25 protein-coding genes and 1 tRNA gene are annotated in these 25016 nt (G+C 71.8%); 8 read left to right on the forward strand and 18 right to left on the reverse strand.

Features of this window, described 5'->3' with window-relative positions; all coding sequences use genetic code 11:
* Positions 1 to 244 precede the first annotated feature (244 nt).
* Complete coding sequence (locus tag Q1B24_RS15075; protein WP_299930346.1) at positions 245 to 697, reverse strand: cell division protein CrgA; 453 nt, start codon at positions 695 to 697, stop codon at positions 245 to 247.
* A 93-nt stretch (positions 698 to 790) separates the two neighbouring features.
* Here Q1B24_RS15075 and Q1B24_RS15080 point away from each other — a divergent pair, with 93 nt between their 5' ends.
* Positions 791 to 1543: a DUF881 domain-containing protein gene (locus tag Q1B24_RS15080; RefSeq protein ID WP_299930349.1), complete on the forward strand. Its 753-nt coding sequence runs from the start codon at positions 791 to 793 to the stop codon at positions 1541 to 1543.
* A 12-nt stretch (positions 1544 to 1555) separates the two neighbouring features.
* Here Q1B24_RS15080 and pknB read toward each other — a convergent pair whose 3' ends face one another.
* Genes pknB through Q1B24_RS15115 form a run of 7 tightly spaced genes read right to left on the reverse strand, consistent with a single transcriptional unit; the run spans position 1556 to position 10160 of the window.
* Positions 1556 to 3352: a Stk1 family PASTA domain-containing Ser/Thr kinase gene (pknB, locus tag Q1B24_RS15085; RefSeq protein WP_299930352.1), complete on the reverse strand. Its 1797-nt coding sequence runs from the start codon at positions 3350 to 3352 to the stop codon at positions 1556 to 1558.
* Positions 3349 to 4851, reverse strand: coding sequence for a serine/threonine protein kinase (locus Q1B24_RS15090; RefSeq protein ID WP_299930354.1), 1503 nt, complete (start codon positions 4849 to 4851; stop codon positions 3349 to 3351). The genes pknB and Q1B24_RS15090 overlap by 4 nt, the downstream gene beginning before the upstream one ends.
* On the reverse strand, positions 4848 to 6308 hold the full coding sequence (locus Q1B24_RS15095; RefSeq protein ID WP_299930357.1) for a penicillin-binding protein 2: 1461 nt from the start codon (positions 6306 to 6308) through the stop codon (positions 4848 to 4850). Before Q1B24_RS15095 ends, Q1B24_RS15090 begins: the two co-directional genes overlap by 4 nt.
* On the reverse strand, positions 6305 to 7708 hold the full coding sequence (locus tag Q1B24_RS15100) for an FtsW/RodA/SpoVE family cell cycle protein (RefSeq protein WP_299930360.1): 1404 nt from the start codon (positions 7706 to 7708) through the stop codon (positions 6305 to 6307). The genes Q1B24_RS15095 and Q1B24_RS15100 overlap by 4 nt, the downstream gene beginning before the upstream one ends.
* Before the next feature lie 19 nt (positions 7709 to 7727).
* Complete coding sequence (locus tag Q1B24_RS15105) at positions 7728 to 8969, reverse strand: protein phosphatase 2C domain-containing protein (RefSeq protein ID WP_299930828.1); 1242 nt, start codon at positions 8967 to 8969, stop codon at positions 7728 to 7730.
* Positions 8969 to 9451 (reverse strand): FHA domain-containing protein, encoded by a 483-nt coding sequence (locus Q1B24_RS15110; RefSeq protein ID WP_299930363.1) that lies wholly within the window; start codon positions 9449 to 9451, stop codon positions 8969 to 8971. The genes Q1B24_RS15105 and Q1B24_RS15110 overlap by 1 nt, the downstream gene beginning before the upstream one ends.
* The gene (locus Q1B24_RS15115; protein WP_299930368.1) at positions 9444 to 10160 is read right to left on the reverse strand and encodes a DUF3662 and FHA domain-containing protein; all 717 of its coding nucleotides are present in this window, start codon (positions 10158 to 10160) and stop codon (positions 9444 to 9446) included. Before Q1B24_RS15115 ends, Q1B24_RS15110 begins: the two co-directional genes overlap by 8 nt.
* A gap of 165 nt (positions 10161 to 10325) precedes the next feature.
* Here Q1B24_RS15115 and Q1B24_RS15120 point away from each other — a divergent pair.
* From Q1B24_RS15120 to Q1B24_RS15140, 5 genes are all read left to right on the forward strand, one after another.
* A tRNA-Leu gene (locus Q1B24_RS15120) sits at positions 10326 to 10408 on the forward strand.
* A 75-nt stretch (positions 10409 to 10483) separates the two neighbouring features.
* Positions 10484 to 10786 (forward strand): hypothetical protein, encoded by a 303-nt coding sequence (locus Q1B24_RS15125; protein ID WP_299930371.1) that lies wholly within the window; start codon positions 10484 to 10486, stop codon positions 10784 to 10786.
* Between the two features lie 31 nt (positions 10787 to 10817).
* Positions 10818 to 11453: a nitroreductase family protein gene (locus Q1B24_RS15130; RefSeq protein ID WP_299930374.1), complete on the forward strand. Its 636-nt coding sequence runs from the start codon at positions 10818 to 10820 to the stop codon at positions 11451 to 11453.
* A complete protein-coding gene (locus tag Q1B24_RS15135) occupies positions 11450 to 11926 on the forward strand; it encodes a glutathione peroxidase (protein WP_299930377.1) in 477 nt (158 codons plus the stop codon). Before Q1B24_RS15130 ends, Q1B24_RS15135 begins: the two co-directional genes overlap by 4 nt.
* Positions 11926 to 12945 carry a right-handed parallel beta-helix repeat-containing protein gene (locus Q1B24_RS15140; protein WP_299930380.1) on the forward strand — a complete coding sequence of 340 codons (1020 nt, stop codon included), beginning with the start codon at positions 11926 to 11928 and terminating at the stop codon, positions 12943 to 12945. The genes Q1B24_RS15135 and Q1B24_RS15140 overlap by 1 nt, the downstream gene beginning before the upstream one ends.
* A 27-nt stretch (positions 12946 to 12972) precedes the next feature.
* On the opposite strand, the gene Q1B24_RS15145 is transcribed toward Q1B24_RS15140, so the two are convergent.
* From Q1B24_RS15145 to Q1B24_RS15180, 8 genes are all read right to left on the reverse strand, one after another.
* On the reverse strand, positions 12973 to 13893 hold the full coding sequence (locus Q1B24_RS15145; protein WP_299930383.1) for an HAD family hydrolase: 921 nt from the start codon (positions 13891 to 13893) through the stop codon (positions 12973 to 12975).
* Complete coding sequence (locus tag Q1B24_RS15150; RefSeq protein ID WP_299930386.1) at positions 13893 to 14840, reverse strand: formylglycine-generating enzyme family protein; 948 nt, start codon at positions 14838 to 14840, stop codon at positions 13893 to 13895. Before Q1B24_RS15150 ends, Q1B24_RS15145 begins: the two co-directional genes overlap by 1 nt.
* Entirely contained in the window at positions 14824 to 16323 is a 1500-nt protein-coding gene (locus Q1B24_RS15155) for an arylsulfatase (protein ID WP_299930389.1), read from the reverse strand. The genes Q1B24_RS15150 and Q1B24_RS15155 overlap by 17 nt, the downstream gene beginning before the upstream one ends.
* Positions 16324 to 16595: 272 nt before the next feature.
* Positions 16596 to 17864 carry a glutathionylspermidine synthase family protein gene (locus Q1B24_RS15160; RefSeq protein WP_299930392.1) on the reverse strand — a complete coding sequence of 423 codons (1269 nt, stop codon included), beginning with the start codon at positions 17862 to 17864 and terminating at the stop codon, positions 16596 to 16598.
* Positions 17865 to 17883: 19 nt separating this feature from the next.
* Positions 17884 to 18342 carry a DUF350 domain-containing protein gene (locus tag Q1B24_RS15165; protein WP_299930395.1) on the reverse strand — a complete coding sequence of 153 codons (459 nt, stop codon included), beginning with the start codon at positions 18340 to 18342 and terminating at the stop codon, positions 17884 to 17886.
* Between the two features lie 58 nt (positions 18343 to 18400).
* A complete protein-coding gene (locus Q1B24_RS15170; RefSeq protein WP_299930397.1) occupies positions 18401 to 18787 on the reverse strand; it encodes a hypothetical protein in 387 nt (128 codons plus the stop codon).
* The gene (locus Q1B24_RS15175; RefSeq protein WP_299930400.1) at positions 18784 to 19371 is read right to left on the reverse strand and encodes a potassium channel family protein; all 588 of its coding nucleotides are present in this window, start codon (positions 19369 to 19371) and stop codon (positions 18784 to 18786) included. The genes Q1B24_RS15170 and Q1B24_RS15175 overlap by 4 nt, the downstream gene beginning before the upstream one ends.
* Before the next feature lie 85 nt (positions 19372 to 19456).
* Positions 19457 to 19735 (reverse strand): GNAT family N-acetyltransferase, encoded by a 279-nt coding sequence (locus Q1B24_RS15180; protein WP_299930403.1) that lies wholly within the window; start codon positions 19733 to 19735, stop codon positions 19457 to 19459.
* A gap of 61 nt (positions 19736 to 19796) precedes the next feature.
* Here Q1B24_RS15180 and Q1B24_RS15185 point away from each other — a divergent pair, with 61 nt between their 5' ends.
* Positions 19797 to 21176, forward strand: coding sequence for an NAD-dependent malic enzyme (locus tag Q1B24_RS15185; protein WP_299930406.1), 1380 nt, complete (start codon positions 19797 to 19799; stop codon positions 21174 to 21176).
* A gap of 172 nt (positions 21177 to 21348) precedes the next feature.
* Here Q1B24_RS15185 and Q1B24_RS15190 read toward each other — a convergent pair whose 3' ends face one another.
* The gene (locus tag Q1B24_RS15190; RefSeq protein ID WP_299930409.1) at positions 21349 to 23502 is read right to left on the reverse strand and encodes an MMPL family transporter; all 2154 of its coding nucleotides are present in this window, start codon (positions 23500 to 23502) and stop codon (positions 21349 to 21351) included.
* A 116-nt stretch (positions 23503 to 23618) separates the two neighbouring features.
* Here Q1B24_RS15190 and Q1B24_RS15195 point away from each other — a divergent pair, with 116 nt between their 5' ends.
* Positions 23619 to 24104: a MarR family transcriptional regulator gene (locus Q1B24_RS15195; RefSeq protein ID WP_299930412.1), complete on the forward strand. Its 486-nt coding sequence runs from the start codon at positions 23619 to 23621 to the stop codon at positions 24102 to 24104.
* Between the two features lie 133 nt (positions 24105 to 24237).
* Here the strand turns inward: Q1B24_RS15195 and ppgK are convergent, their stop codons facing one another.
* Positions 24238 to 24993: a polyphosphate--glucose phosphotransferase gene (gene ppgK, locus Q1B24_RS15200; protein WP_299930415.1), complete on the reverse strand. Its 756-nt coding sequence runs from the start codon at positions 24991 to 24993 to the stop codon at positions 24238 to 24240.
* Between the last annotated feature and the right edge of the window lie 23 nt (positions 24994 to 25016).

A 25016-nucleotide genomic window follows, 5' to 3' on the forward strand; every position in this document is an offset into this window, starting at 1 on the left:
ATAACTACACGCGTGTAATTCCTCCACAGGCGTAGTCCACAGTGTGGAGAATCGAACGGACGGTCGAGCGGTGCGTGAGGCATGAAACGCGGCGCCGGAACATGTCTCACGCACCGCTCGGACGAGGCAGGCAGCGGAAATGACTCGAGCGGTGGGAGAGACGCCTTCCCTTCCCCAGGAAGGCGCCTCACCCACCGCTCGAGGCGACGGATGTCGGACCCGCGTCAGCGGGCCGAGGGAGAACCTACTCCCACTTGGTCGCGAAGCTGAACCCGACTGCCATGAAGGCGATGCCGACGACCAGGTTCCACTGGCCGAGGTCGTTGAAGACGGGCAGGCCCGACAGGTCGTCGGAGAAGATGTAGAAGGTGCAGATCCACACCAGGCCCACGAGGAAGCAGCCGAGCATGCCGACCACGACGCCGCGGCCGCGGCCGAGGGGCGTCGACGGGTGCGCGGAGACCATCAGGCCGACCATCAGCAGGCCGAAGCCGATCGCGTAGTTCCAGAGCCCGAGGTCGGACACGGCCTTCGGGCTGCCGTCCACCGGGGGGAACGCGAGCGGGTTCCCGCGGCCCTGGACGTAGTAGAAGACGAGCCAGCCGATGCCGGCGGCCATGAGCACCAGGGCGACGACGAACCGCGGGGTGAAGAGCGAGGTCTTCTCCTCGGAGGTGATCGTGGGGGACTTCGACACTGCTGCTCCTGGGGCTTGTTTTCACGGTCCCGGCGGGCTCGCGGCGCCGGTCACGGGCGGTACGGCGCCCGACGGGGGGTTAGCGTAGTCGGCATGCGCTCTCCGTCCCACTCGTCCCCCGGGCGTCGCCGCGCCTGGCGGGTGGCCACTCCGGTGGTCGTGCTGCTCATCGGGGGCCTGTTCGCCGTCAGCGCGGAGCAGAGCGACGGCTTCGACCTGCGTGGCGGCCGGTTGACCGACCTGGCGTCGGTGGTCCGCGCCGAGCGCGACGAGGCGGGCGAGCTCACCGCACGGGCGGCGGCGCTCAACGACGAGGTGGAGGCCCTCAGCACGGAGCTCGGCGACCGCTCCGTCGCACGCGCCCAGGACGAGATCGCGACCCTCGTCGACCCCGCGGGGCTGACCGAGAAGTCCGGCACGGCGGTGCAGGTGACCCTCGACGACGCTCCGGAGGAGGCGCGCCTGGCCTACGACGGCGACCCCAACGACCTCGTGGTGCACCAGCAGGACATCCAGGCGGTCGCCAACGCCATGTGGAACGCCGGGGCCGAGGCGGTCACCATTCAGGGTCAGCGGCTGATCTCCACCACCGGCATCAAGTGCGAGGGCAACCAGGTCACCCTGCACGGCATCCCCTACTCGCCGCCCTACGTGATCGTGGGCATCGGTGACCCCGCGAGCATGGAGGCCGAGCTGACCACCGACCCCATCCTGGCGACCTACCGCGACTACACCCTCGTGCCGGGCGGCGGCGTCTCGTGGGACATGGCCCGCCTCGACTCGGCCGTCGCGCCGGCGTACGACGGTCTCCTCGACCTCACCTACGCCACCCCGATGCCCGAGTGACCGACGACTGACCTACGGGGTCGGGGTCGGGGTCTCGGTCGGGGGCGGCTCGGTCGGCGGGGGCTCCGTGGGAGGCGGCTCGGTCGTCGGGGTCTCCGTGGGCGTCTCGGTCGGGGTCTCCGTGGGAGGCGGCTCGGTCGGCTCCTCGAAGGCGGAGACGAAGATCGTCACGGTGCTGCCCTGGTCGGCGGTGCCGCCGGACGGGATCTGGTCGACGACCGTGCCCCTGGGCTCGGTGGACGCCGCGTCGGTGCGTACGTCGGGCGTGAAGCCGGCGTCGCGGATGGCCCGCTCGGCGGCACCCTGCTTGAGCCCGCGGACGTCGGGGACCTTCTCGGGTCCGTCGGAGAAGACGATCGTCACGGTGGTGCCCTCCTCCACCGCCGTACCGGCTGCCGGCTCGGTGCTGAGGACCTGGTAGCGGGGCTCGTCGGAGTCCTGCTCCTGGAAGCGCACCTTGAGGTTCTGCGCGAGCATCGCCGCGCGGGCGTCCTTGCGCGGCGTGCCGACGACGAAGGGGACCTCGACCTCCGGCTTGCCGAGCGACAGCACGAAGTCCACGGAGGTGCCGGGGTCAGCGAAGACGTCGCGGTTGGGGTCCTGGGAGATGACGGTGTCGGGCGCGACGGTCTCCGATGTCTCGCGCGTGATCCGTCCGACCTGGAAGCCGGCGTCGGCGATCTCGAGCCGGGCCTCGTCCTCGGTGAGCCCGACGACGTTGGGTACGGCGGTGCGCTCGGATGCGTCGTCGAAGAGCATCCCGTTGAGCAGGTAGGCGCCGCCCGCGAGCAGGGCGACGACGAGGATCCCGGCGAGGACCCACCACCCCGTGCGGCTGCGGTTCGGCTCGTCGCCCCCGGGCGGCGTGGCGGCAGCCGCGGCACCGATGGCCGGCGCGACGGTGGTGGCGTAGTCGTCCTGCGGGGGCGCCACCGGGGGCGGCGCCTGGATCGGGTGGCCGGCGAGGTAGCGCTCGATGTCGGCCTTCATGGCCGCGGCGCTCTGGTAGCGGTCCTCGACCCGCTTGGCGAGGGACTTCATGACGATCGCGTCGATCTCGGGGTCGAGCTGGTCGTCGAGGTCCGAGGGCGGGGCCGCCTGCTCGCGCACGTGCTGGTAGGCGACCGCGACGGGGCTGTCGCCGACGAACGGGGGACGTCCGGTGAGCAGCTCGTAGAGCATGCAGCCGGTGGAGTAGACGTCGGAGCGCGAGTCCACGGTCTCGCCGCGCGCCTGCTCGGGGGAGAGGTACTGCGCGGTGCCGACCACGGCGGCGGTCTGCGTCATCGTGGAGGAGGCGTCGGAGATCGCGCGGGCGATGCCGAAGTCCATCACCTTGACGTCACCCGTGGGCGTCAGCATCACGTTGCCGGGCTTGATGTCGCGGTGGATGATCCCGGCGCGGTGGCTGTAGTCGAGTGCCGACAGCACGCCGGCGGTGATCTCGAGGGCGCGCTCGGGCAGGATCTTGCGACCCTCGCGGAGGATGTCGCGCAGCGTGCGTCCCTCGACGCACTCCATCACGATGTAGGGCTGGGCGACGCCGGACCCGTCGGTGGCCATCTCCTCGCCCGTGTCGTAGGTGGACACGATCGCGGGGTGGTTGAGCGAGGCCGACGACTGCGCCTCCCGCCGGAAGCGGGCCTGGAAGGTGGCGTCGCTGGCGAGGTCGGTGCGCAGCCGCTTGACCGCGACGGTGCGGCCGAGGCGCTGGTCCTTGCCCTTGCGGACCTCGGCCATGCCACCTCGACCGAGGAGCTCGCCGAGCTCGTAGCGGCCGCCGATGAGCGTCGGCTCCGACTGCGTCATCCCTGGTCGCTCCCTTCGTCTTGTCGCTGTTGGCCGGGCGGGACCTTGGCCCAGAAGCTGACCGTGACCTGGTCACCCTCCTGGAGCGTGCCGCTCGGCTCGACCGACTCCACGATGCCGTCCGGCTGGTCGCCGGGGTTCTCCAGCTCCACGGGCACCGGCTCGAGGCCGAGGTCGCGCAGCTCCTTCTCGACGTCCTTGCGGTCGCGTCCGACGAAGGCGGCCGGGTCGACCTCGACCGTGGCGGGCTCCGTCTCGGTGGGCGTCTCTGTGGGCGTCTCGGTCGGGGTCTCCGTGGGCGTGGCGGGCTCCGTCTCGGTGGGGGTCTCGGTGGGGGTCTCGGTGGGGGTCGGGCTCGGTGACTGGCCCTGGTCCTGCTGCTGCGACGGAGAGGAGCCCTGGGAGGGGTCGGTGTCGCGGGCGGCCGGTTCGTCGTCCCGCGTGCCCAGCCACACGGCGAGCAGCACGGCGGCGAGGACGGCCGCGATGCCGATCAGCAGGGGCCACGGCGTCGTACGACGGCGGGGCGGGGCCGGCGCGGGGGCGGGCGTCGGCGCGGGGTCGGGCACCGGGGCAGCCGCCGGCATGACCTGCGTCGTGGTGCCGGCGGGCGCGACGGCCGGTGCGACGACGGTGGCCGCTCCGGCGCCGGTCGCCGAGGCCGGGTCGCGCAGGGCACGCGCGAACGCGGACCCGTCCGGGAAGCGGTCGGCGGGGGACTTGGCCAGCGCACGGCGTACGACGGCGGCGAGGTCGGCGGGCACCGTGTCGGGCAGCTCGGGGACCGGGTTGCGCAGGTGGGCGATCGCGGTCGCGACGGGGGTGTCGGCGACGAACGGCTTGCGGCCGACCAGGCACTCGAAGGCGACCACGCCGAGGGAGTAGACGTCGGACGCGGCGGTGGCGGTGGTGCCCTCGGCCTGCTCGGGCGAGATGTAGGCGGGCGTGCCCATCACCTCGCCCGTCTGCGTGAGCGCCATCCCCTCGGCCGCGCGGGCGATGCCGAAGTCGGTCACCTTGATCCGGCGGTCGGGGGTGACGAGGAGGTTGGCGGGCTTGACGTCGCGGTGCACGATGCCGGCGGCGTGGGCGACGCCGAGGGCGTCGGCCGCCTGGGCGAGGAGATCCTGGGTGGCGGCCGGGTCGAGCGGCGCGCCCGGGCGCAGCAGCGCGGACAGCGGCTGGCCCTCGACGAGCTCCATGACCAGGTAGGGCCGGTGGGTCGCGGAGCCGTCGGTGGGCGAGCCCTGGCCGTAGTCGAAGACCGCGGCGATGCCGGGGTGGTGCAGCGCAGCGGCGTGGCGGGCCTCGGTCTCGAAGCGGGTGCGGAAGAGCGTGTCGTCGGCGTACTCGGGCTTGAGCACCTTCACCGCCACGGGCCGGTCCAGGACGGTGTCGCGCGCCGACCACACCTCACCCATGCCGCCGGTGGCGATGCGGGACTCGAGGACGTAGCGGCGGGCGTCGTCGACGTGGCCACCGGGCGCGAGCGCGGTCACTGGTTGATCACCGCCTCCATCACCGACTTGGCGATCGGGCCGCCGAGGCGACCGCCGCCGATCTCCGAGCGCGAGGTGTCGCTCGACTGCACCAGGACGGCGACGGCGACCTGGGGGTCGTCGGCCGGGGCGAACGAGACGAACCAGGCGTAGGGCGGCCGGTCCGCGGTGGACTGCGCGGTGCCGGTCTTGCCGGCGACCTGCACGCCCGGGATCTGCGCCGGGGTCGCGGTGCCGGAGTCGACGGTCGCGACCATCATCGTGGTCAGCTCCTCGGCGGTGGTGCTCGAGATCGCCTTGCTGATGGTCTGCGGGTCGGTGCGGTCGAGGACCGACAGGTTGGCGGCACGCACCTCGTCGACGACGTAGGGGCGCATCACGTCACCGTCGTTGGCGATCGCGGCGGCGACCATCGCCATCTGCAGCGGGGTGGCGGTCACGCTGGACTGGCCGATGCCCGAGAGCGCCGTCTGCGGCGGGTCGAGGTCGGGCGGGTAGAGCGACTCCGCCTGCCCGCCGAGGTCCTCCAGCGAGGTGTCGTTGAAGCCGAAGGCCTCGGCCTGCTCGGTCATCGCCTCGACGCCGAGCTCGTTGGCCAGGCTCATGAAGGTGACGTTGCACGAGACCTGCAACGCCTGGGTCAGCGTGATCCGACGACCGCCGCAGTTGCCGCCGTCGTAGTTGCCGACCGTCGTCGTGGACTGCGGCAGCTTGAAGCGGTAGCCGCCGGGGACCTGGGAGTCGGCGTCGTAGTTGCCCGACTCGATCGCGGCCGCGGCGGTGACGAGCTTGAACGTCGACCCCGGGGGCAGCGTGGTGCCGATCGCGCGGTTGATCAGGGGCTCGCGGGGGTCGGCGTTGAGCTCCTTGCTGAGCTCGGCGACCGCACCGAAGTCGTGCGAGGCGAGCTTGTTGGGGTCGAAGGTCGGGGTGGAGGCCATCGCCAGCACGCGGCCGGTCGTCGGCTCGAGGGCCACGACGGCGCCCTGTGCGTCGCCCGGGAGTCCCTCGAGGCCCGCCCAGGCGGCGTCCTGCGCGGCGGCGTCCGCCGTCAGCTGGACGTTGCCGCCCTTGGGGTCGCTGTTGCTGAGCATGTCGACGAGGCGGGTGACGAACAGCCGCGAGTCGTCGCCGGCGAGCACGGCGTTCTGCGAGCTCTCGACGCCGGTCTGGCCGTACCAGGAGAAGTAGCCGGTGATCGGTGCGTACTTGAAGGGCTGGGAGTAGGTGCGCTGGAACTTGTACTTGTCGTCGGAGGGCACGCTGCGGGCGATCGCCTCCTTGCCGACGAGGATCGCGCCGCGCTCACGGGAGAACGTCGCGGTGATGATCCGTCGGTTGCGCGGGTCGTCGGACAGGGAGTCCGCGCGGACGTACATCAGGTAGCTCGCGTTGACGAGCAGCGCCAGGAAGAGGACCAGGCAGAAGACCGAGACGACTCTGATGGGCTTGTTCATCGGAGCTTCACCACCTGCGTGCTCTCGCTGTCGGAGCCGGCCTCGTCGACGGGGTCGAGGCGCGGCGCGGGCCGGCGGGCCTGGTCGGACACCCGCAGCAGCAGCGCCACGATCACCCAGTTGGCCACCAGCGAGGAGCCGCCGTAGGAGAGGAACGGCGTCGTCAGGCCGGTCAGCGGGATGAGGCCTGTGACGCCACCGATGACGACGAAGACCTGGAGGGCGACGATGGCACCGAGGCCCACCGCCAGCAGCTTGCCGAAGCCGTCACGCGAGATCAGCGCGATGCGCAGCGCCCGCTCCACGATCAGGCCGTAGCAGAGGATGATCGCCATGATCGCGGTCAGGCCGAGCTCCTCGCCGATCGTGGAGACGATGAAGTCGGAGTAGGCGAACGGCACCCGCTCGGGGAAGCCGTTGCCGAAGCCGCGGCCGATCAACCCGCCCCAGCCCTGGCCGAACAGTGCCTCGACGAGCTGGTAGCTGCCGGGGGAGGCGTCGTAGTAGTCCATCGGGTGCAGCCAGAAGTTGAAGCGGTTCTGCACGTTGCCGACGAAGGTGTACGCCGCCAGCGCGCCGGCGCCGAACAGCAGGCCGCCGACGACGAGCCAGCCGGGGCGCTCGGTGGCGACGTAGAGCATCGTGAGGAACAGGCCGAAGAACAGCAGCGAGGAGCCGAGGTCGTTCTGGAGGACCAGGATCATCATCGAGACGCCGAACATCGCCAGGATCGGGCCGAGGTCACGACCACGCGGCAGGTCGATGAACACCACTCGGCGCCCGGCCAGTGCGAGGGCGTCGCGGTGGAGGACGAGGTAGCCCGCGAACGCGATCACCAGCAGCACCTTGGCGACCTCGCCGGGCTGGAAGCTGAAGCCGGCGACGTTGATCCAGATGCGGGCGCCGTTGATCTCGCGGCCGATGACGGGGAGGAAGGGCAGGATCAGCAGCAGGATGCCGAGCAGGCCAGCGGTGTAGGTGAACCGCTGGAGCACCCGGTGGTCGCGCAGCAGGACCAGCGTGACGATGAAGAGGATCACGCCGAGCGTCATCCAGGTGAGCTGCTGGCGGGCGAACGTGTCCGACTGCCCGAGCGCCTCGTAGGTGAGGTCGAGGCGGCGGATCACGGCGAGCCCCAGGCCGTTGAGCGCCGCGACGAGCGGCAGCAGCACCGGGTCGGCGTACGGCGCCACGATGCGCACGGTGATGTGGGCGGCGACGATCAGCGCGGTCAGCCAGCTGCCGTAGCCGACGAGGTCGGCGGGCACGACGCCCTCCACGCCGAGGCCGACGGCGGCGTAGGCGCCGATGCCGACCGCGAGCGCGAGCACGAGCAGGAACAGCTCCGCACCCCGGCGACGCCGGTGCACGAAGCCCATCAGGGTCCCGGTCTGACTCATCGTCGTCCGTCCGTCACCCTCAGCTGACGTCCTGGCGCGCGGCATAGTTGTCGACGGTCAACCGCGCGTCCTCCAGGTCGTCGGCCTCGATGCCCTCGCGGACCTGCTCGGCGTCGATGTCGCTGAGCCGGGTCAGCTCGACGTCGGTGACCTCGTAGGCGTGGGAGAGCGAGATGCCGGGCAGGCTGGCGTCGATGCCTCGGAAGATCGCGACGTTGCCGTCCTCCTCGGCGACGTAGAACTGCTGCTGGCTCCACGACCAGCCGGCGGCCAGCACGACCCAGGCCAGGCCGAGCAGCACGGCGGCCACCAGCAGGCGGCGCAGCCAGGAGTAGCGGCCCGGGTCGCGGGGGGCGTAGCGCGCGGCCTCCGGATCGATCGGGTCGGCGACGTAGGCGCCCTCGGGCACGTCGTCGGGCACGGGCGGGATCTCGCCGGTGTCGCCGGAGCGGTGGCCGCGGAACAGTCCGCCGACCGCGCCGCCGAGCGGCATCCGTCGCGGCAGGTCGGCGGCGGCGCCGACGAGGAGCGGGGCGAGGTCTTCCGGCGGCGCCTCCTCGGAGACGTCGGCGACGATGCAGGTGACGTTGTCGGTGCTGCCGGCCTCGAGGCTGGCCCGGACCAGCTCGACGGCGGCGAAGTCGGGGGTGCCGGTGCCGAGGATCTCGGCCATCCGGTCGTGGGTGAGCGTGCCGCAGGCACCGTCGCTGCAGATGAAGACGCGGTCGCCGACCTCGGCGGGGAACTCGAAGAGGTCGGGCTCCTCGTGGCGGATGCCGTCGAGCGCCTTGAGGATGAGGTTGCGGTGCGGGTGGGTCCGCGACTGCTCCTCGGTGATGCGGCCCTCGTCGATGAGCGACTGGACGAACGTGTGGTCGTGGGTCAGCTGGCGCAGCTCGCCGCGACGGTAGAGGTAGGCCCGGCTGTCGCCGATGTGGCCGACCCCGAAGCGGGTGCCGTCGAAGAGCGCGACGGTCGCGGTGGTGGAGGTGCCGTTGAGGCCGGGGTCCTCCTCGACGAGCTCGGCGATCCGGTCGTCGGCACGGTGGACGGCACCGGCCACCTGGCCGAGGAGGTCGTCGTCCGGCTCCTGGTCGAGCTTGCGCAGCGCCTGCACGGCGGTGCTGGAGGCGAGGTCGCCGCGGACCGCGCCGCCGACGCCGTCGCAGACCGTCAGCAGCCAGGGACCGGCGTACCCGCTGTCCTGGTTCTCCCGGCGCACCCGGCCGACGTCGGAGATCGCGGAGTAGTGGAGGTACATCACTTCCGCAGCTCCAGGATCGTCTTGCCGACGCGGACCTGGACGCCGGGGCCGATGGTGGTGGGCTGGGTGATGCGGACCGGGCCGACGTAGGTGCCGTTGGTCGAGCCGAGGTCCTCGACGAACCACTCGTCGCCGCTGGCCGCCACGCGGGCGTGGCGGGTGGAGACGTAGTCGTCGTCGAGCTTGATCGCGGCGTCGCTGCCGCGGCCGATGAGGAGCGGGGCGTCGGCGAGCTCGGCGCGGGTGCCGGGGTTCTCGCCCTCGACCACGAGCAGGTGGGTGGGGGCTCCGCGCCGCGGCTTCCTGGGGGCCTTGGGTGCCTTGCCCTTGCGGGCGGGTGCGGGCGCGCCGTTGCGCGCGGTCTCGGGCACCCGGGCTCCGAACATGTCGGAGCGGATCACCGAGATCGCGGACAGCACGAAGATCCAGAGGATCGCCAGGAACGCGATGCGGATCAGGAAGAGGGTCAGCTCAGACATTCCAGCCCCCGGCCTCGTCGCGTCCGCCGTCGATGCGGACCGTCATCTCGGTGTGGCCGATCTTGATGGTCGAGCCGTCGCGCAGCCGCGCGCGGGGGACCTTGGTGCCGTCGACCAGGATCCCGTTGGTGGAGCCGAGGTCGACCGCCTCGACGCCGTCGATGCTGACCTCGAGCTCGAGGTGGCGCCGGCTCACGCCCGGGTCGTTGATGCGCAGGTCGGCCTCGGTGCCGCGGCCGACCACCAGGCCCGGCGGGCGCAGCGGGTGGCGCGTGCCGTTGACCTCGAGGGTGGCGTGGGACGAGCGGGTGCGGGTGCGCTGGTCGTTGTCGGTGACGCTCGCCTGCGCCTTGGACCGGATCCGGAAGCGGCCGGTGGTGAGGTCGTCGGCGGACTCGAAGGCGATGGCGATCGGGCCGGTGAAGACGTAGCCCTGCGCGTCGGCGTGGTCCTGCAGTTGGTCGACGAGGTCCTGCTCGAGCGCGCGGCCGAGGCCGACGATGCGGTCGAGGTCGGTGGCGGACAGCTCGACGTGGAAGTCGTTGGGCACCAGCCGGCGCTGCCGGCTCAGCACCTGGGCGTTGTTGTCGCACTCGCGCTGGAGCGCGGCGGCGATCTCGACGGGCTGCACGGCGCTGCGGAAGGCCCGCGCGAACACGCCGGAGATCACGGTCTCGAGCCGCTGCTCGAAGCGCTGCAAGGGGTTCATCCTCAGGCCTCCTCTCGTCGAACCGTCGGGGTGGGCAGGCATCAACGACCGCCCGACCGGTGCCGCCGAGCGTACCGGCCGGGCGCGCCCGCGCCACGCTGGCGCCCCGGCGTCCAGCCGATTGGGAGGGCGCGTCGGGGGTGGGGTAGCCTGAGCCCGCTTCTTGCGCGAGTGGCGGAACGGCAGACGCGCTGCGTTCAGGTCGCAGTGTCCGAAAGGGCGTGGGGGTTCAAATCCCCCCTCGCGCACCCAGTGTGACAAGGCCCCGGACTTCGGTCCGGGGCCTTCGTCGTTGCGCTTGTCCGCGTCGGCATGCTCGGGGCATGGCGCCCACCGAGCCGACCGAGGACGAGAAGTGGCTGGTCGTCGACGGCCGGCGCTGGCGGCGTACGGACCCGGCCATCCCGGCGGACGAGCGGGCGCGGCTGAAGTCCCACCTCGGTCGCGGCCGCTCGGGCGTGCGTACGGCGCGCGACGACGCGGAGCTCGAGGCAACCCGCCACCGCACCCAGCTGGCCAAGGTCGGGCTCGGCGAGCGCGGCCCGACGTGGTGGGAGCAGACCGACGCCGAGCGGCGCGAGCGGTGGGAGTCCGCGCTGGCCGAGCTCGACGCCCTCGACGACTGAGGCGACGTAGGCGCGCGGCATACTCGCCCGGGTGACCGATCGCGCGCCGCAGCCCACCGCCGCCGGACTGGCCGAGCCGTTGCGGTCCCGCTGGAGCCCGAGCGTGTACGACGACGCGCACCGGTTGGGCGGCGACGAGATCGAGACCCTCCTGCGTGCCGCGCAGTGGGCGCCGAGCAAGGGAAACACCCAGCCGTGGGCGTTCGTCGTCTGCGTCCCGGGCACTCCCCAGCACGACCGGCTCGTCGCGACGCTGAGCCGCGGCAACGCCGGCTGGGTGCCGCGGGCCTCGGTCGTGTTCGTCACCACGGCGCACGTGCACGAGAGCGAGGAGCCCGGCGCGGCGTCGTACAGCGACCACGCCCTCTACGACGTCGGCCAGGCCGCGGCCCACCTCACCCTGCAGGCGCGGGCGATGGGGCTGCACGCCCACCAGTTCGCCGGCTTCGACCACGACGCGCTCGCCGCGGCGCTGGGCGTGCCCGCCACCCACCGGGTGCTCACCGGCATCGCCGTCGGCGTGCCCGGCGACCCGGGCGAGGTCGACGAGCGCACCGCGGCCCGCGACCGCCGCGACCGGGAGCGCCGCCCGCTCGAGGAGTGGGCGTTCGGTGAGCGGTTCGGCGTGCCGTTCGTGACAGTGCCGCTGGCAGACTCGGCGCCATGACCTCACTCTCCGACTTCTCGGCCACCGCGATCGACGGCACCGACACCGACCTCGCGCAGTACGACGGCAAGGTCGTGCTCGTCGTCAACACCGCCTCGCAGTGCGGCTTCACCGGCCAGTACAAGGGCCTCCAGCAGCTGCAGGACACCTACGCCGACCAGGGCCTGGTCGTGCTCGGCTTCCCGTGTGACCAGTTCGGCAACCAGGAGCCCGGTGACGAGGCGGAGATCTCCGACTTCTGCGAGCGCAACTTCGGCGTGACGTTCCCGCTGTTCTCCAAGGTCGACGTGAACGGCGACGGCGCCCACCCGCTGTTCGACTGGCTCAAGGACTCCAAGGGCGGGTTGCTCGGCAGCAAGATCAAGTGGAACTTCACCAAGTTCCTCGTCGGCCGCGACGGCCAGGTGATCGACCGCTACGCCCCGACCACCGAGCCGGAGAAGCTGTCCGACGACATCGAGAAGGCCCTCTGATGCGCGCCGGCGTCGTCGCCGCGGCGGTGCTCGCCGCGGTGGTGGCGTCGGCACCTGCGACGGCTACGGCGTCGCTGGTCGAGGAAGGCGCCCTGGCGCCTGTCACGAGACCCCTCAGCCGAGCGGCCGACGTGGTCGTCGGGACCGGCACGCCCGCGTCGTGCACCTCGCGCGCCGTCGTACGCGCCGTGGCGAAGGGCGGCGTGATCGGCTTCGACTGCGGCCCGTCGCCGGTGACCATCGCGATGAAGCGGACCGCAAAGGTCGTCAACACCTCGGCGCGCGTCGTCCTCGACGGGGGCGGCCTGGTCACCCTGAGCGGCGAGGGCCGGCGGCGGATCCTCTACCTGAACACCTGCGACCGCGCGCAGGTGTGGACGACCTCGCACTGCAACGACCAGGCCGAGTCGCGGCTCGTGCTGAAGCGGATGCGGTTCGTCCGCGGCAACAGCACGGGCGAGGCGACCGACGGCGGGGGCGGTGGCGCGGTGTTCGTGCGCGGTGGCCGGCTGCGCATCCTCGACTCCACCTTCGCCGACAACCGCTGCGACCGCACCGGCCCCGACGTGGGCGGAGCCGCGGTCCGGGTGCTCGACCAGCACCGCGACCGCCCCGTCGTCGTACGCCGCTCCACCTTCACCGGCGGGCGGTGCAGCAACGGCTCGGCGATCAGCAGCATCGGCGTCTCGTGGCGGATCAGCGGGTCGACGTTCACCGGCAACCGCGCGGTCGGCCGCGGCGCCAACCCCGCGCGACCCGGCACCCCGGGTGGCGGATCGGGCGGCGCGATCTACCTCGACGGCGACGACATCCACCTGACCGTCGAGGACTCCACGATCACCGGCAACCGCGCGCGTGAGGGCGGCGGCGCGATCTTCTTCGTCTCCAACGACCGCACCGGCACGCTGACGATCGACGGCTCCCGCCTCACCGACAACCCCAGCGACGGCTTCGAGACCATCCCCGGGATCTTCTTCCTCGGCGCGAGCCGGACGATCACCGACTCGGTGGTGCGCTGATCGAAGCGGGGGCCGACCCCGCTCGGCCTACGCGGGGTCCGGCGCGAAGACGGTCTCCCAGTCGCGCCGCATGCTGACGACCGTCCAGTCGGAACGCTCGGCGACCTCGAGGATGGGCTCGACGGCGTCGAAGGTCCCTGCCTCGCTGGTGTAGGCGACCTCGCGCTCGTGGTCGTCGTGGTCGAGCAGGAGCGCGAGCGAGGGACCGTCTCCCGTCAGGGCCCAGTCGAGCATCTCCCGGTCCCCGGCGGAGTTGCCCGCAGCCAGGCACGGCCGACGTCCGAGCTGGGTCTGGATGTTGGTCACCTTGGTCGCGCCCTCGTTGGCGTCGCCGACGACTCCACGCGTGCGGAGCAGGCGTGGTCGTCCGAGGTCGTCGGGGGTGTACTCGTACTGGACGAGGGTCCCCACCACCGACTCCGGTGGGATGCCGTAGAGGTCCTGGCTGACCGCCCGGACGAACTCTGCGCCGCCTCCTGTGGAGATGGTCACGGCGAAGTCCAGCGCGCGCAGCTCGGCGATCAGCTCCAGCATCGGCTGGTAGGTGGTGGAGGCGTGCCTGCGGCCGAGGGTCGGGTGCTCGGCGCGCGACATGAACTCGCGGGCCGCCGACGTGAAGGCCTCCGGGGTGATGCCCGCGAAGAGCCCGTTGAGTGCCATCGCGATGCGCACGAGGCCGAGCTCGGCGATGGCGGCGCGGTCACCGCCGAGCACAGCAGCCAGCTCGGGCTCGCGTGCCAGCGACGCGTCCTCGGCCGACCTCGTGGTGAGCGCGTCGACGAAGAAGTCCCACTGGACGTAGGTCGGTCGTTCCACCCACAGGGTGCCGTCGTTGTCGAAGCAGGCCAACCGCTCGGCGGCCGGCAGCTCCGGCGCCGCGTCGAGGAAGCCGATCACCGAGTCCCTGGTCGGTCCGGGACGCCACGACGGCAGGCGCAGGTCGTCCATCATCCCGCCTCGCTCGCGCCCCGTCGTACGCAGCGGAAGCCCACGTGGCTCATCCCGGTGTCCACCATCTGCGGTCGGCGTGCCGCGGGCCGGTAGCGCAGGCAGTAGGAGTCGGCGCAGAGGTGGGACCCGCCCTTGATCACCTTGCGTCCGGTGCGGAACTGCGGCTGGTGTCGGTCGAGGCTGCCCTCCAGGTCGCCACCCCGCGGGTCGAGGGGAGCGCAGCACGCCGACGTCGCGTCGTCGGGGTGCCGGCTGGTCCACCAGTCGTCCGTCCACTCCCAGACGTTGCCCGCCATGTCGAAGAGCCCGAACCCGTTGGCGGGGAATCGCCCCACCGGCGCGGTGCGCAGGTATCCGCTCTCCTTCGTGTGGCGCCACGGGAAGTCCGGACCGTCCCAGGTGTTCGCCATGATCCGACCTCCGGGTCGCTTCTCGTCACCCCAGGTGTACGCCGCTCCCTCGAGGCCGCCGCGGGCGGCGTACTCCCACTCCGCCTCCGTCGGGAGGTCGAGACCTGCCCAGTCGGCGTACGCGCGCGCGTCCTCGTGGCAGACCTGCACCACGGGATGGTCGGGGAGCCGCTTCACCGAGCTGCCCGGCCCGTACGGCGCCCGCCAGCTCGCGCCGGGCGCCCACGTCCACCACTGGCTGAGGTGGCGCAGGTCGACCGGTCCGTCCGTGGGTGTGAACACCATCGAGCCCGGGACGAGGTTCTCCGCAGGGGCGTCGGGGAACTCGGCCGGGTCGAGCGGGCGCTCGGCGACCGTGACATAGCCGGTCGCCCGCACGAAGCGCGCGAACTCGGTGTTCGTCACCGCGGTGGCGCCGATCGAGAAGTCGCCGACCCGCACCAGGTGAGTCGGCGCCTCCTCGGGATAGTGCTCGTCGGAGCCCATCCGGAACGTCCCGCCGGACAGGCGCACGAGCTCAGGCGCTGCCGACACCGGCCTTCAGCTTCTCCATCACCTTGCCGACCGTGAAGCTCGCCGGCTCCTGGCGCGGCGGGAACTCCACGAGGGTCTGCAGCATCCGCGCGACGTAGGCCTGCATGGGCACGAGGACGAATGCGTGGTCGAGGAGCCAGTCGTAGTAGGTGTTCGACGTGATGTCGGCCCGCTCGAAGGGATCGGTGCGGAGGTTGAAGATCTTCGGCACCCGCAGCTCGGTGTAGGGCTCCGCCCACACGTTCAGCGTGCCGGTGGCGCGTTGCTCGAGGAACACCACCTTCCAGTTGTCGAAGCGCAGCGCCGTCAGGTCGCCGTCGTCGGAGACGTAGAAGAAGTGCTGGCGCGGGCTCGTCTCCGTGCTCCCGGAGATGTAGTCGAGCTGGTCGTGGCCGTCGAGGTGGACGTGGTAGCTCGACCCGGCGAGCTCGGTGCCGGCCTTGAGGCGGCCCTTCACGTCGGTGTCGCCGGCGGCGGCCAGGAGCGTGACGAACCAGTCGGCGTGGCTGACGATGCCGTTGCGCACCTCTCCGGCCGGGAAGTGCCCGGGCCAGCGCACGAGTGCGGGCACGCGGTAGGCGCCCTCCCAGTTGGAGTTCTTCTCGTTGCGGAACGGCGTCATGCCGGCGTCGGGCCAGGTGTTCATGTGGGGACCGTTGTCGGTCGAGTACATGACGATCGTGTTCTCGGCGAGCCCCTGCTCGTCGAGCCAGTCCAGCACCGCGCCGATCAGCTCGTCGTGGTCGCACATGGTGTCGTGGTACTCCGACTGCCACCGTCCGGCCTTCCCGCGGCTGCCGTCCTTGACGTGCGTGCGGAAGTGCATGTGGGTGGTGTTGAGCCACACGAAGAACGGGGTGTCGGACGCCTTCGCGTCGCCCATGAAGCGCAGGGCCTCGGGCACGACCTCGTCGTCGATGGTCTTCATCCGCTCCTTGGTCAGCGGGCCGGTGTCCTCGATGCGCTGCGTGCCGTCCTCCTGCGCCCAGGAGTGGATCACGCCCCGGGGACCGAAGTTCTTGTGGAAGTCCGGGAAGTCCTCCTCGGTCGGGTAGTCGTCGAGCTCGGGCTCCTCCTCGGCGTTGAGGTGGTAGAGGTTGCCGAAGAACTCGTCGAAGCCGTGGGCGGTCGGCAGGAACTCGTCGCGGTCCCCGAAGTGGTTCTTGCCGAACTGGCCCGTCGCGTAGCCCAGGTTCTTCAGGGCGGTCGCGATCGTCGGGTCCTCGGCGCGCAGCCCGATGTCGGCACCGGGCATCCCGACCTTGGTGAGACCCGTGCGATAGGGGTTCTGGCCGGTGATGAACGCCGCCCGCCCAGCCGTGCAGCTCTGCTCGCCGTAGTAGTCGGTGAACCGCACACCTTCGTCCGCGATGCGGTCGATGTGGGGGGTGCGGTATCCCATCAGCCCGTCGCTGTAGCAGCTCAGGTTGGAGATGCCGATGTCGTCACCCCAGAGAATCAGGATGTTGGGTCGGTCTGACACGTGAGCCTCCTGGAGATGGGACGAGCGTCGGCAGGGTCGGGCCCGCGCACGAACGGCCGAGGGTTCGAGCGTCGCTCGCGGCGGAGACCGCCCGCGTCGCCCGAACCGGGTGAACGGCCGCCCGCTGGGGCGTCACCCAGCTGCTCGAGGGACGGTGACCGGTCGGGGGGTGGTTCACCCTTCTCAGGTGACGCCCGTCGGCGCGCCGGTCGAGAGGATCGGCCCGCCGTCGAGGAGCGGGCGCCGCGAACGACGATGAGGAGGTCGCAGCCTCACGCGGGGAGCGAGGGAGCGTCCGGCCCGACCCGCTCGGCCAGCCACTGTGCGACCTGTTCCTCCGACGGCGCCAGCCCGTCGCTGATCACGTGGGGCGCGACGCGGGAGAAGTAGTCGGTGACCATGCTGTCCGACTCGCGCACCAGCATCCCGGCGGCCTCGCCGTCGACGATCCACGACCCGAGCACCACGCGGTTGCCCTCGAAGCTCGGCAGGTCGGTGTAGGCCTGGTAGACCCAGCCCTCCGCGCCGTAGCCGCCGGGCATCACGACGTCCTCGACCATGTCGTCGAGGTGGATGCGGATGTTGTCGCCCTCGCGCCCGTGCAGCGGCTTGGCGACCCAGCGCTCGAGGTCGCGCGGCTCGTCGAAGTACGCCGGCAGCAGCAGGCGGTGTCGCGGGAAGAGCTCCCAGAGCACCGGCAGGATCGCCTTCGTGCTGAGCAGCACCTTCCACGCCGGCTCGATCCACTTGGTGGGTCGGGCCTCGGACCGGTCGACGACCATCCGGCCGAACGGCTCGGCGAGCATCTCCTCCCAGGCGTAGAGCTTGAACGCGTTGCGCAGCGGCTCGTCGTGGACGTCGCGGAAGTCCCGGGTGTCGGGGTTCCACCCGACCTCGGCCACCGGGTGGGCGAGCGCGAGCCACCCGGCCTGGACGGCGGCGTCCATGAGGTAGTGGACGGTCATCTCCATCTCGCCGCCGTCGTAGGAGTCCTCCTCGCCGAGGTCGTAGAGGAAGTGCATCCGGTCGCCGTCGAAGTGGCCCGACCGGCGCAGCGTGCGCCACCCCTCGATGAGCCGGTCGTGGACGGAGTTCCACTGGTCCATCTCCGGCATCACGTCCTCCATCCAGTTCCACTGGATGATCCCGGTCTCCACGAGACCGGTCGGGGTGTCGCCGTTGATCTCGAGCATCTTGATCGACCCGTCGGCGCCGTAGGCCAGGTCGAAGCGCGCGTAGAGCGCCGGGTCGCCGGCCTCGATCGAGCGGCGTACGACGCCCAGCGAGCCGGGCGGCAGGCCGAGCCGCTCGTCGGTCATCGTCGTGGCCATGTGGGTGACGGCCTGCAGGCACATCGCCCACAGCTCCTCGGTGGCGGCCTCGAGCGCCTCCACCTCCTCCATCGTCACCTCGTACCAGGCGTCCTCGTTCCAGTAGGGCAGCTCGGAGCCGTCGGGCATCTTGGTGGTCGGGAAGACCAGCCCCTGCTCCACGACGGTGTCGCGCCAGCCCTCACGCGCCCGCGACCGGTGCCGCCACATGTCTGGGTGCCCTCCCTGCTCAGGCGATGCTGGCGCACACGATGGCGCCGACGGAGAGGGCGACGGCCGCCGCGACCTGCGCGAGAGGACGTACGGGCCCGGGCGCGGTGACGATCTGCCGCAGGTCGCCCGGGGTGATCGCCTCGACCGCGAAGAACATCAGGGTGTTGAGGGCGATGCCGACCACGCCGAAGCACACGGTCCACACCAGCGCCCAACCCAGCGAGGTCTCGCCGTTGGTCCAGATCGCGGTGAACAGCACCGCGGCGTTGGAGACCAGCCACGCCGAGGTCACCAGGCCGGCGCCCTTGGAGTGGGCGTGCACCGACTCGTTGCCGTTCTCGTCGACGCCGCGCAGGTGGGTGCCGAGGTGGCCGGGCGTGGCGAGGTCGAGGACGTAGTAGGCCACCACCAGCATCGCGCCGCCGACGAGGGCGTAGGCGACGGCGTGGAGGAGGGCGTCGATCAGGTCGGTCACGGAAGGTCTCCTGGGAGCGGTGCTGGCGGGATCGGGTGGTGGGTCGGTGCGCTGGGGCTCAGCCGAAGCCGCGGTTGCTGCCGCCGAAGCCGCCCTTGGTGGTGGCGGACTTCACCGTCGAGCCGCCGGTGGTGGGCAGCCCGCCGCGCTGCACGACGCCCGTGAGGCTGCTGCCTCGGAAGGTGCCGCCGGTGGCGGTCTGGCCGATGCCCGGGACGACCGACCTCGCGGCGAGGTAGTACCAGAAGAAGCCGGTGCCGCCGCCGTTGTAGTCGGAGTCGTCGTCGCACTGGTCGTCGTCGACGCGCTCCTGGGTGTCGGGGTCGACGCACACCGCGGCGTAGTCGGCGCTGGACGAGCACCCGGTGAGGCTGCTCGCCATCACGGCGGTAATGCCCAGCGAGATGCTGGTCGACCGCATGCGGCGGCGGGTGGGCGTGGTCATCGGGAGCCTCCGGGCGGGTCCTGGCTGGCGTTCGTCTCTGGGGCGTTCTTCTGCGCGAACATCGCCAGCATCTGCTCGGCGACGTCGGTGGTGGCGGCGTCGGCCGCCTCGTGCTCGGCGAGCCGCTCCTCGAGCCACGCGCGGCCGTGCTGTGCCTCGAGGGAGGCGAGGGTGAGGTGCTCGAGCCGGTCGATCCGCGCGTGGACGTCCTCGAGGACGGTCGCCACGGCGAGGGACTCCTTGTCGAAGACGAGGTTGGCGATCACGTGGCCGATCGCGATCGGGACGAGCACCAGCATCGACACGATGAGGACCGCGCCGACCGCGCGGCCGGCGGTGGAGGACGGGTAGAAGTCGCCGTAGCCGACGGTCGAGCCGGTCACGATGCCCCACCACAGCCCTTCGACCGGGCCCTTGTCCTCGAGCGCGGCGTAGGTGAAGGAGCACACGACCCAGATGCCGAGCACCACGAGCACCAGCAGGTGCGGGGCGTTGACGAGCCCGCGCACCGGGCGCGCGACGAAGCCGATGCGTCGCGCGATCGCCTTCTCGGCGCCGTCGACGTCCGTGACCTGCTCGGCCATGCCTGATCCCCGTTCCCCCGTGTCGTCGCCGCGACTTTAGGCGTGCGCGTGTTCCGGCCCGCATACGCCTCGCGGACCCCCCGGCTCACGCGACGAGGTCGGCGTACTCCGGGTGCTTCTCGATGTACGACGCCACGTAGGGGCAGTCGGGCCGCACGGTCAGGCCGCGCGCGCGGGCGTCGTCGAGCGCCGCGCGGACCAGCGTCGAGGCGTGCCCCTGGCCGCTGAAGGCCTCCGGCACCTCGGTGTGGATCAGCCGGATCACGTCGCCGTGCAGGCGGTAGTCGATGAAGCCGACGAGCGTGTCGCCGGAGCGCAGTTCGTAGCGGTGGTGGTCGGGGGCGTCGACGAGCTCGGTGTCCACGACCTGAGCCTAGACGGAGGTGACTTGCCCGTAACCCCACCCGGGGGAGAGGGTCTGCTCCATGGCAGCAACCGCATCGTCGTACTCGATCACCATGCGGTTGTACACCGCGGCCGACCACAGCGTCGTCGGCGCCGTCGCGACCACCATCGCGCACAACGGGGGCGTCGTCACCGCGATCGACGTCGCCGAGTCGCGCCACGACCGGCTCACCGTCGACGTCACCTGCTCGGCGGCCGACGCCACGCACTCCCAGGAGCTCGTCGCGGCGGTGTCCGAGGTCGAGGGCGTGACGGTCCACAAGGTCAGCGACCGGACCTTCCTGCTGCACCTCGGCGGCAAGATCGGCGTGCAGTCCAAGGTGCCGCTGCGCACCCGCGACGACCTGTCGATGGCCTACACGCCCGGCGTCGGCCGGGTGTCGATGGCGATCCACGACAACCCCGAGGACGTCCGCAAGCTCACCATCAAGGGCAACTCGGTCGCCGTCGTCACCGACGGCTCGGCCGTCCTGGGCCTCGGCAACATCGGTCCCGGCGCGGCGATGCCGGTCATGGAGGGCAAGGCCGCGCTCTTCAAGCGCTTCGCCGACATCGACGCGTGGCCGATCTGCCTGGCGTCGCAGGACACCGACGAGATCGTCCGGGCCGTCGAGATGATCGCGCCCGGCTTCGGCGGCATCAACCTCGAGGACATCGCGGCCCCGCGCTGCTTCGAGATCGAGGCCCGGCTGCGTGAGTCGCTCGACATCCCCGTCTTCCACGACGACCAGCACGGCACCGCGATCGTGGTCCTCGCCGCGCTCACCAACGCCCTGCGCTGCGTCGAGAAGCAGCTCGCCGACGTGCGCATCGTGGTGTCCGGGGCCGGTGCCGCCGGCACCGCGATCGTCACCCTGCTCCTCGCCGCGGGCGCCCACGACGTCGTCGTCGTCGACCGGTTCGGCGCGCTGTCGTCCGCGGACGAGTCGCTGTCCCCGGCGCACCGCGACCTCGCCTCGGCCACCAACCCGCGTCGTGCCACCGGCTCGCTGCAGGAGGTCCTCGTCGACGCCGACGTCTTCATCGGCGTCTCGGCCCCCGGCATCCTCGACCCCGAGTGGATCCCGACGATGGCGCCCAAGCCGGTCGTCTTCGCCCTCGCCAACCCCGACCCGGAGGTCGACCCGGCCGAGGCCGACAAGTACGCCGCCGTGGTGGCCTCGGGCCGCTCCGACTACCCCAACCAGATCAACAACGTGCTCGCCTTCCCCGGCGTCTTCCGCGGCCTCCTCGACGCCGGTGCCCAGCACGTCACGACCGACATGCTGCTGCGCGCCGCCCAGGCCATCGCCGACACCGTCAGCGCCGAGGAGCTGCACGCCGCCTTCATCATCCCGAGCGTGTTCCACCCCGACGTGACCAAGCGGGTGGCATCGGCGATCAGCGGCCGCGAGAGCTGAGGGCGGGCTGGTCCTTACGCGTCGGCGTACGAGGGCGCATGGGGCGGCGCGCCGTGTCATAACGGCGTGCTTGTAGGGGAAGTCCGTCACTTCGTGCAGGTTGTGCACCCCTCCAGGTGGCGGACTCCCCGCTCGAGCGGGGAGTCCACCAGCAGCCGGGTGGCATCGGCGATCAGCGGCCGTGAGAGCCGACGTACGCCGCCTCCGGGCGCGGTTCCGCACCGGCGTCCGGCGGGCCGACCTTGCGCGGCCACCAGAACTTCTCGCCGAGGGTGAGCGCGAGCGCCGGCACGAGGACGGTGCGCACGACGAGGGTGTCGAGCAGCACGCCGACGAAGATGATCGCGCCGAGCTGGGCGAGCACCACCAGCGGCAGCACGCCGAGGACGGCGAAGACCGCGGCGAGCAGGATGCCCGCGCTGGTGATCACGCCGCCGGTCGCGGTCAGGGCGCGCAGCATGCCGGTGCGGGTGCCGTGCTCTCGCGCCTCCTCACGGGCCCGGGTGACGAGGAAGATGTTGTAGTCGACGCCCAGTGCGACCAGGAAGAGGAACGCCAGGAGCGGCACGCCGGTGTCCATCGCCTCGAAGCCGAAGACGTTCTGGAACAGCCACCACGACGCGCCCATGCTGGCGGCGTACGTCGCCACGACGGTCGCGACGAGCAGCAGGGGCGCCACGATCGAGCGCAGCAGCAGGAGCAGCGCGCCGAGCACCAGCAGCAGGATGAGCGGCAGGATCACCTGGCGGTCGCTGGCGGCGTACTCGGCCGCGTCGATGGCCTCGGCGTCGCCGCCGCCGACGTGCGTGTCGTCGAAGTCGGCCACCGCGTCACGGACGTCGAGCACGACCGCCTGGGCCGCGTCGCTGCCGGGTGCGGCGTCGGGCACGGCGTCGATGCGGGTGATGCCGTCACCGCTGCTGGTGACGCGCGCGGAGTCCACGCCCTCGACCTCCTCGACGGCAGCGAGCACCTGCTCGGGGTCGTCACGGGTGAGGACCTGGACCGGGTCGCTGGTGCCGGCGGGGAACGACTCACCGAGGCGCTCGGCGGCCGCGATGGCCTCGGGGCGCTCGAGGAACTGGTCGGCCGGGTCGAGACCGGTGGTGATCGTCGTGGCGCCGAGGGCCATCACCGCGAGGACGGTGACGGTGCCGGCGACGAAGGTCCGCGGACGACGGGAGACGGCGCTGCCGACGCGGTGCCAGACACCGCGCGAGTCGACGAGGACCGGGTCGCCCACGTGCGGCACCCGCGGCCAGAAGACCCACCGGCCGAACAGCACCAGTGCCGCCGGCAGCACGACCAGGGCGAACGTCGCAGCGATGAGGACGCCGACCGCGCACGCGAGGCCCAGGCCGCGGGTCGTCGGGATCGCCGACAGGAGGAGGGTGAGCAGGCCCAGCACGACGGTGGTGGCGCTCGAGAGCACCGCCTCGAAGGTCCGGCTGAGGGCGTGCGCCATCGCCTCGTAGCGCGACTCGGTCGTCTTGAGCTCGTCGCGGTAGCGCGAGATCAGCAGGAGGGCGTAGTCGGTGCCGGCTCCGAAGACGAGCACGCTCAGGATGCCGACCGTCGACTCGTCCCAGGCGACGCCGACGACCTCGAGCACGTTGGTCGACACGATCGCGGCCAGGCGGTCGGCGATGCCGACGACCGTCAGCGGGACCAGCCACAGCACGGGACTGCGGTAGGTGATGATCAACAGGATGGCCACGACGGCCGCGGTCGCGGCGAGGAGCCGGATGTCGGCGCCGTCGAAGACCTGGCCGATGTCGGCCTGGATGCCGGCGGGGCCGGTCACCTGGACCTCCACGCCGTCGGGGACGTCCTCGCCGAGCTGGGTGCGCAGCTCCTCGACCTGGTCGATGTTGTCGGTGGCGGAGGTCGAGGAGACGGGTACGGCGACGAACGCGGCGGTCTGGTCCTCGGCCACCACGAGAGGCGACTGCTTGCCCTCACCACCACCGGGCGGCCCGCCCTGGGGCGCGCCCTCGGGAGCGCCTCCGCCGCCGGCGTCCGCGAGCAGCGCGCCCGCCTGCTGGGCCAGCTCGTCCTGGGTCGCGGCGTCGAGCTCACCGGACTCTGCGGTCCACAGCACGATGGCCACCTGGCCCTCGTCGTCGGGCAGCTGCTCCTCGAGCTCGACCGCGAGCGTGCTGTCCGCTCCGGCCGGCAGCGTGTCGACGGGGGAGGCCTCGCGCTCGCCCTCCGGCACGAACGCGATGACGAAGAGCGCGAGCAGGATCGGCACGAGCGCGAAGAACCAGGCCAGCCGGCGGCCGGCGATCGCCCGGGCCGGGGCGGGGGTGCGGTGGGAGGGCACGGGGTCTCCTCGGGGGAGTAGCTAGGGAGCGTGATTGCTAAGCAAGTTACTTATCAAGTTAGCGGTAGTATCATCGCCCAGGCAAGTGGACGCCGAGAGCCGGAGGTGGGACGCCCGTGACGGACGAGCAGCACGTCGTCGCGCCTCCGCCGTGGGTGGACCGGGGCCAGGAACGCTCCCAGCCGCCGACGCTCCTGGCGCTGCGTGACCTGGTCGCCGCCGGCAGCCGCGTCAACCACGTGGTGTCGCGACGGGCCGGGCTCAGTGAGACCGAGCTCGTCACGCTCGAGCACCTCAGCCGCGAGCAGATCGGTCCCGCGGAGGTCGCCCGCCGGCTGGAGGTCTCGACCGCCGCGGCGACGGGCATCGTGGACCGGCTGGTCTCCCGGGGTCACGTCGAGCGGCGCCCGCACGAGGTCGACCGCCGGCGCACCGAGCTGCACATCACCGACTCCGGGCGCGGCGAGATCATCGGCCACCTGATGCCGATGTTCGCCGCGCTCGACCGCCACGACGCGACCTTCACCGAGGAGGAGAAGGCCGTGGTCCGGCGCTACCTCCGCGGTGCCACCGAGGCGTTCGAGCGCGTGCTGGACCGCTGACGCCCCGGGGTGGAGCGCCGCCCGCCGAGCGGTGGGTGAGACATGTTCTCGGGCGCGCGAACCTGCGCCACGCACCGCGAGGTGGTCAGCGGGGCCTGGCCGGGACACCGCCCAGGCGGGGCGGCGTACGGGATCAGTCCTCGACGCCGGCCATCTGGTGCGCGACGAGCGCGGCACCGACGATGCCGGCACGGTTCTGCAGCGTCGCGGGCACCATCTCGGTCTCGACCTTGATGAGGTGGCCGAACTTGTCCCACGACTTGCTCACCCCGCCCCCGATCACGAACAGGTCGGGGGAGAAGAGCCGCTCGAGGTGGCGGAAGTAGGCCGTGAGTCGCTCCGACCACTCCTCCCACGACAGGCCCTCGCGCTCGCGTGCGCTGGTCGCCGTGGTCGCCTCGGCGACGGCACCGTCGAGCTCGAGGTGGCCCATCTCGGAGTTGGGGACGAGCTGGCCGTTCCAGATCATCGCCGAGCCGATGCCGGTGCCGAGGGTGATGACCATGACCAGGCCGCCGCGGCCCTTCGCAGCGCCGTACTCCGCCTCGGCGAGCCCGGCGGCGTCGGCGTCGTTGACCACGTGCACCTCGCGCCCGAGGGCGGCGGTGAAGATCGCGTCGGCGTCCTCGCCGATCCATGACTTGTCGATGTTGGCCGCCGAGTGCACCACGCCGTGCCGGACGATGCCGGGCACGGTCACGCCGACCGGCCGCGTGGACACGGGGAAGCTGTCGATGATCTGTCCGAAGACCTTGGCGACCGCCTGCGGGGTGGCGGGTCGGGGGGTGTCGATCCGGATCCGGTCGTGCGCGAAGTCGCCGACCTCGAGGTCGACAGGGGCGCCCTTGATGCCGGTGCCGCCGAAGTCGATGCCGAAGGGGTGTTCCATGGCGCCCAACCTATCGCCAGCCG

Source organism: uncultured Nocardioides sp., from assembly GCF_947488025.1.
Lineage (GTDB): Bacteria > Actinomycetota > Actinomycetes > Propionibacteriales > Nocardioidaceae > Nocardioides.

Bases quoted from the DNA above. Each gene is read 5' to 3' on its own strand.
- Q1B24_RS15080 (WP_299930349.1), top strand. From the start codon at position 791: ATGCGCTCTCCGTCCCACTCGTCCCCCGGGCGTCGCCGCGCCTGGCGG.
- pknB (WP_299930352.1), bottom strand. From the start codon at position 3,352: ATGACGCAGTCGGAGCCGACGCTCATCGGCGGCCGCTACGAGCTCGGC.
- Q1B24_RS15095 (WP_299930357.1), bottom strand. From the start codon at position 6,308: ATGAACAAGCCCATCAGAGTCGTCTCGGTCTTCTGCCTGGTCCTCTTC.
- Q1B24_RS15100 (WP_299930360.1), bottom strand. From the start codon at position 7,708: ATGAGTCAGACCGGGACCCTGATGGGCTTCGTGCACCGGCGTCGCCGG.
- Q1B24_RS15105 (WP_299930828.1), bottom strand. From the start codon at position 8,969: ATGTACCTCCACTACTCCGCGATCTCCGACGTCGGCCGGGTGCGCCGG.
- Q1B24_RS15110 (WP_299930363.1), bottom strand. From the start codon at position 9,451: ATGTCTGAGCTGACCCTCTTCCTGATCCGCATCGCGTTCCTGGCGATC.
- Q1B24_RS15115 (WP_299930368.1), bottom strand. From the start codon at position 10,160: ATGAACCCCTTGCAGCGCTTCGAGCAGCGGCTCGAGACCGTGATCTCC.
- Q1B24_RS15125 (WP_299930371.1), top strand. From the start codon at position 10,484: ATGGCGCCCACCGAGCCGACCGAGGACGAGAAGTGGCTGGTCGTCGAC.
- Q1B24_RS15135 (WP_299930377.1), top strand. From the start codon at position 11,450: ATGACCTCACTCTCCGACTTCTCGGCCACCGCGATCGACGGCACCGAC.
- Q1B24_RS15140 (WP_299930380.1), top strand. From the start codon at position 11,926: ATGCGCGCCGGCGTCGTCGCCGCGGCGGTGCTCGCCGCGGTGGTGGCG.
- Q1B24_RS15145 (WP_299930383.1), bottom strand. From the start codon at position 13,893: ATGGACGACCTGCGCCTGCCGTCGTGGCGTCCCGGACCGACCAGGGAC.
- Q1B24_RS15160 (WP_299930392.1), bottom strand. From the start codon at position 17,864: ATGTGGCGGCACCGGTCGCGGGCGCGTGAGGGCTGGCGCGACACCGTC.
- Q1B24_RS15170 (WP_299930397.1), bottom strand. From the start codon at position 18,787: ATGACCACGCCCACCCGCCGCCGCATGCGGTCGACCAGCATCTCGCTG.
- Q1B24_RS15175 (WP_299930400.1), bottom strand. From the start codon at position 19,371: ATGGCCGAGCAGGTCACGGACGTCGACGGCGCCGAGAAGGCGATCGCG.
- Q1B24_RS15185 (WP_299930406.1), top strand. From the start codon at position 19,797: ATGGCAGCAACCGCATCGTCGTACTCGATCACCATGCGGTTGTACACC.
- ppgK (WP_299930415.1), bottom strand. From the start codon at position 24,993: ATGGAACACCCCTTCGGCATCGACTTCGGCGGCACCGGCATCAAGGGC.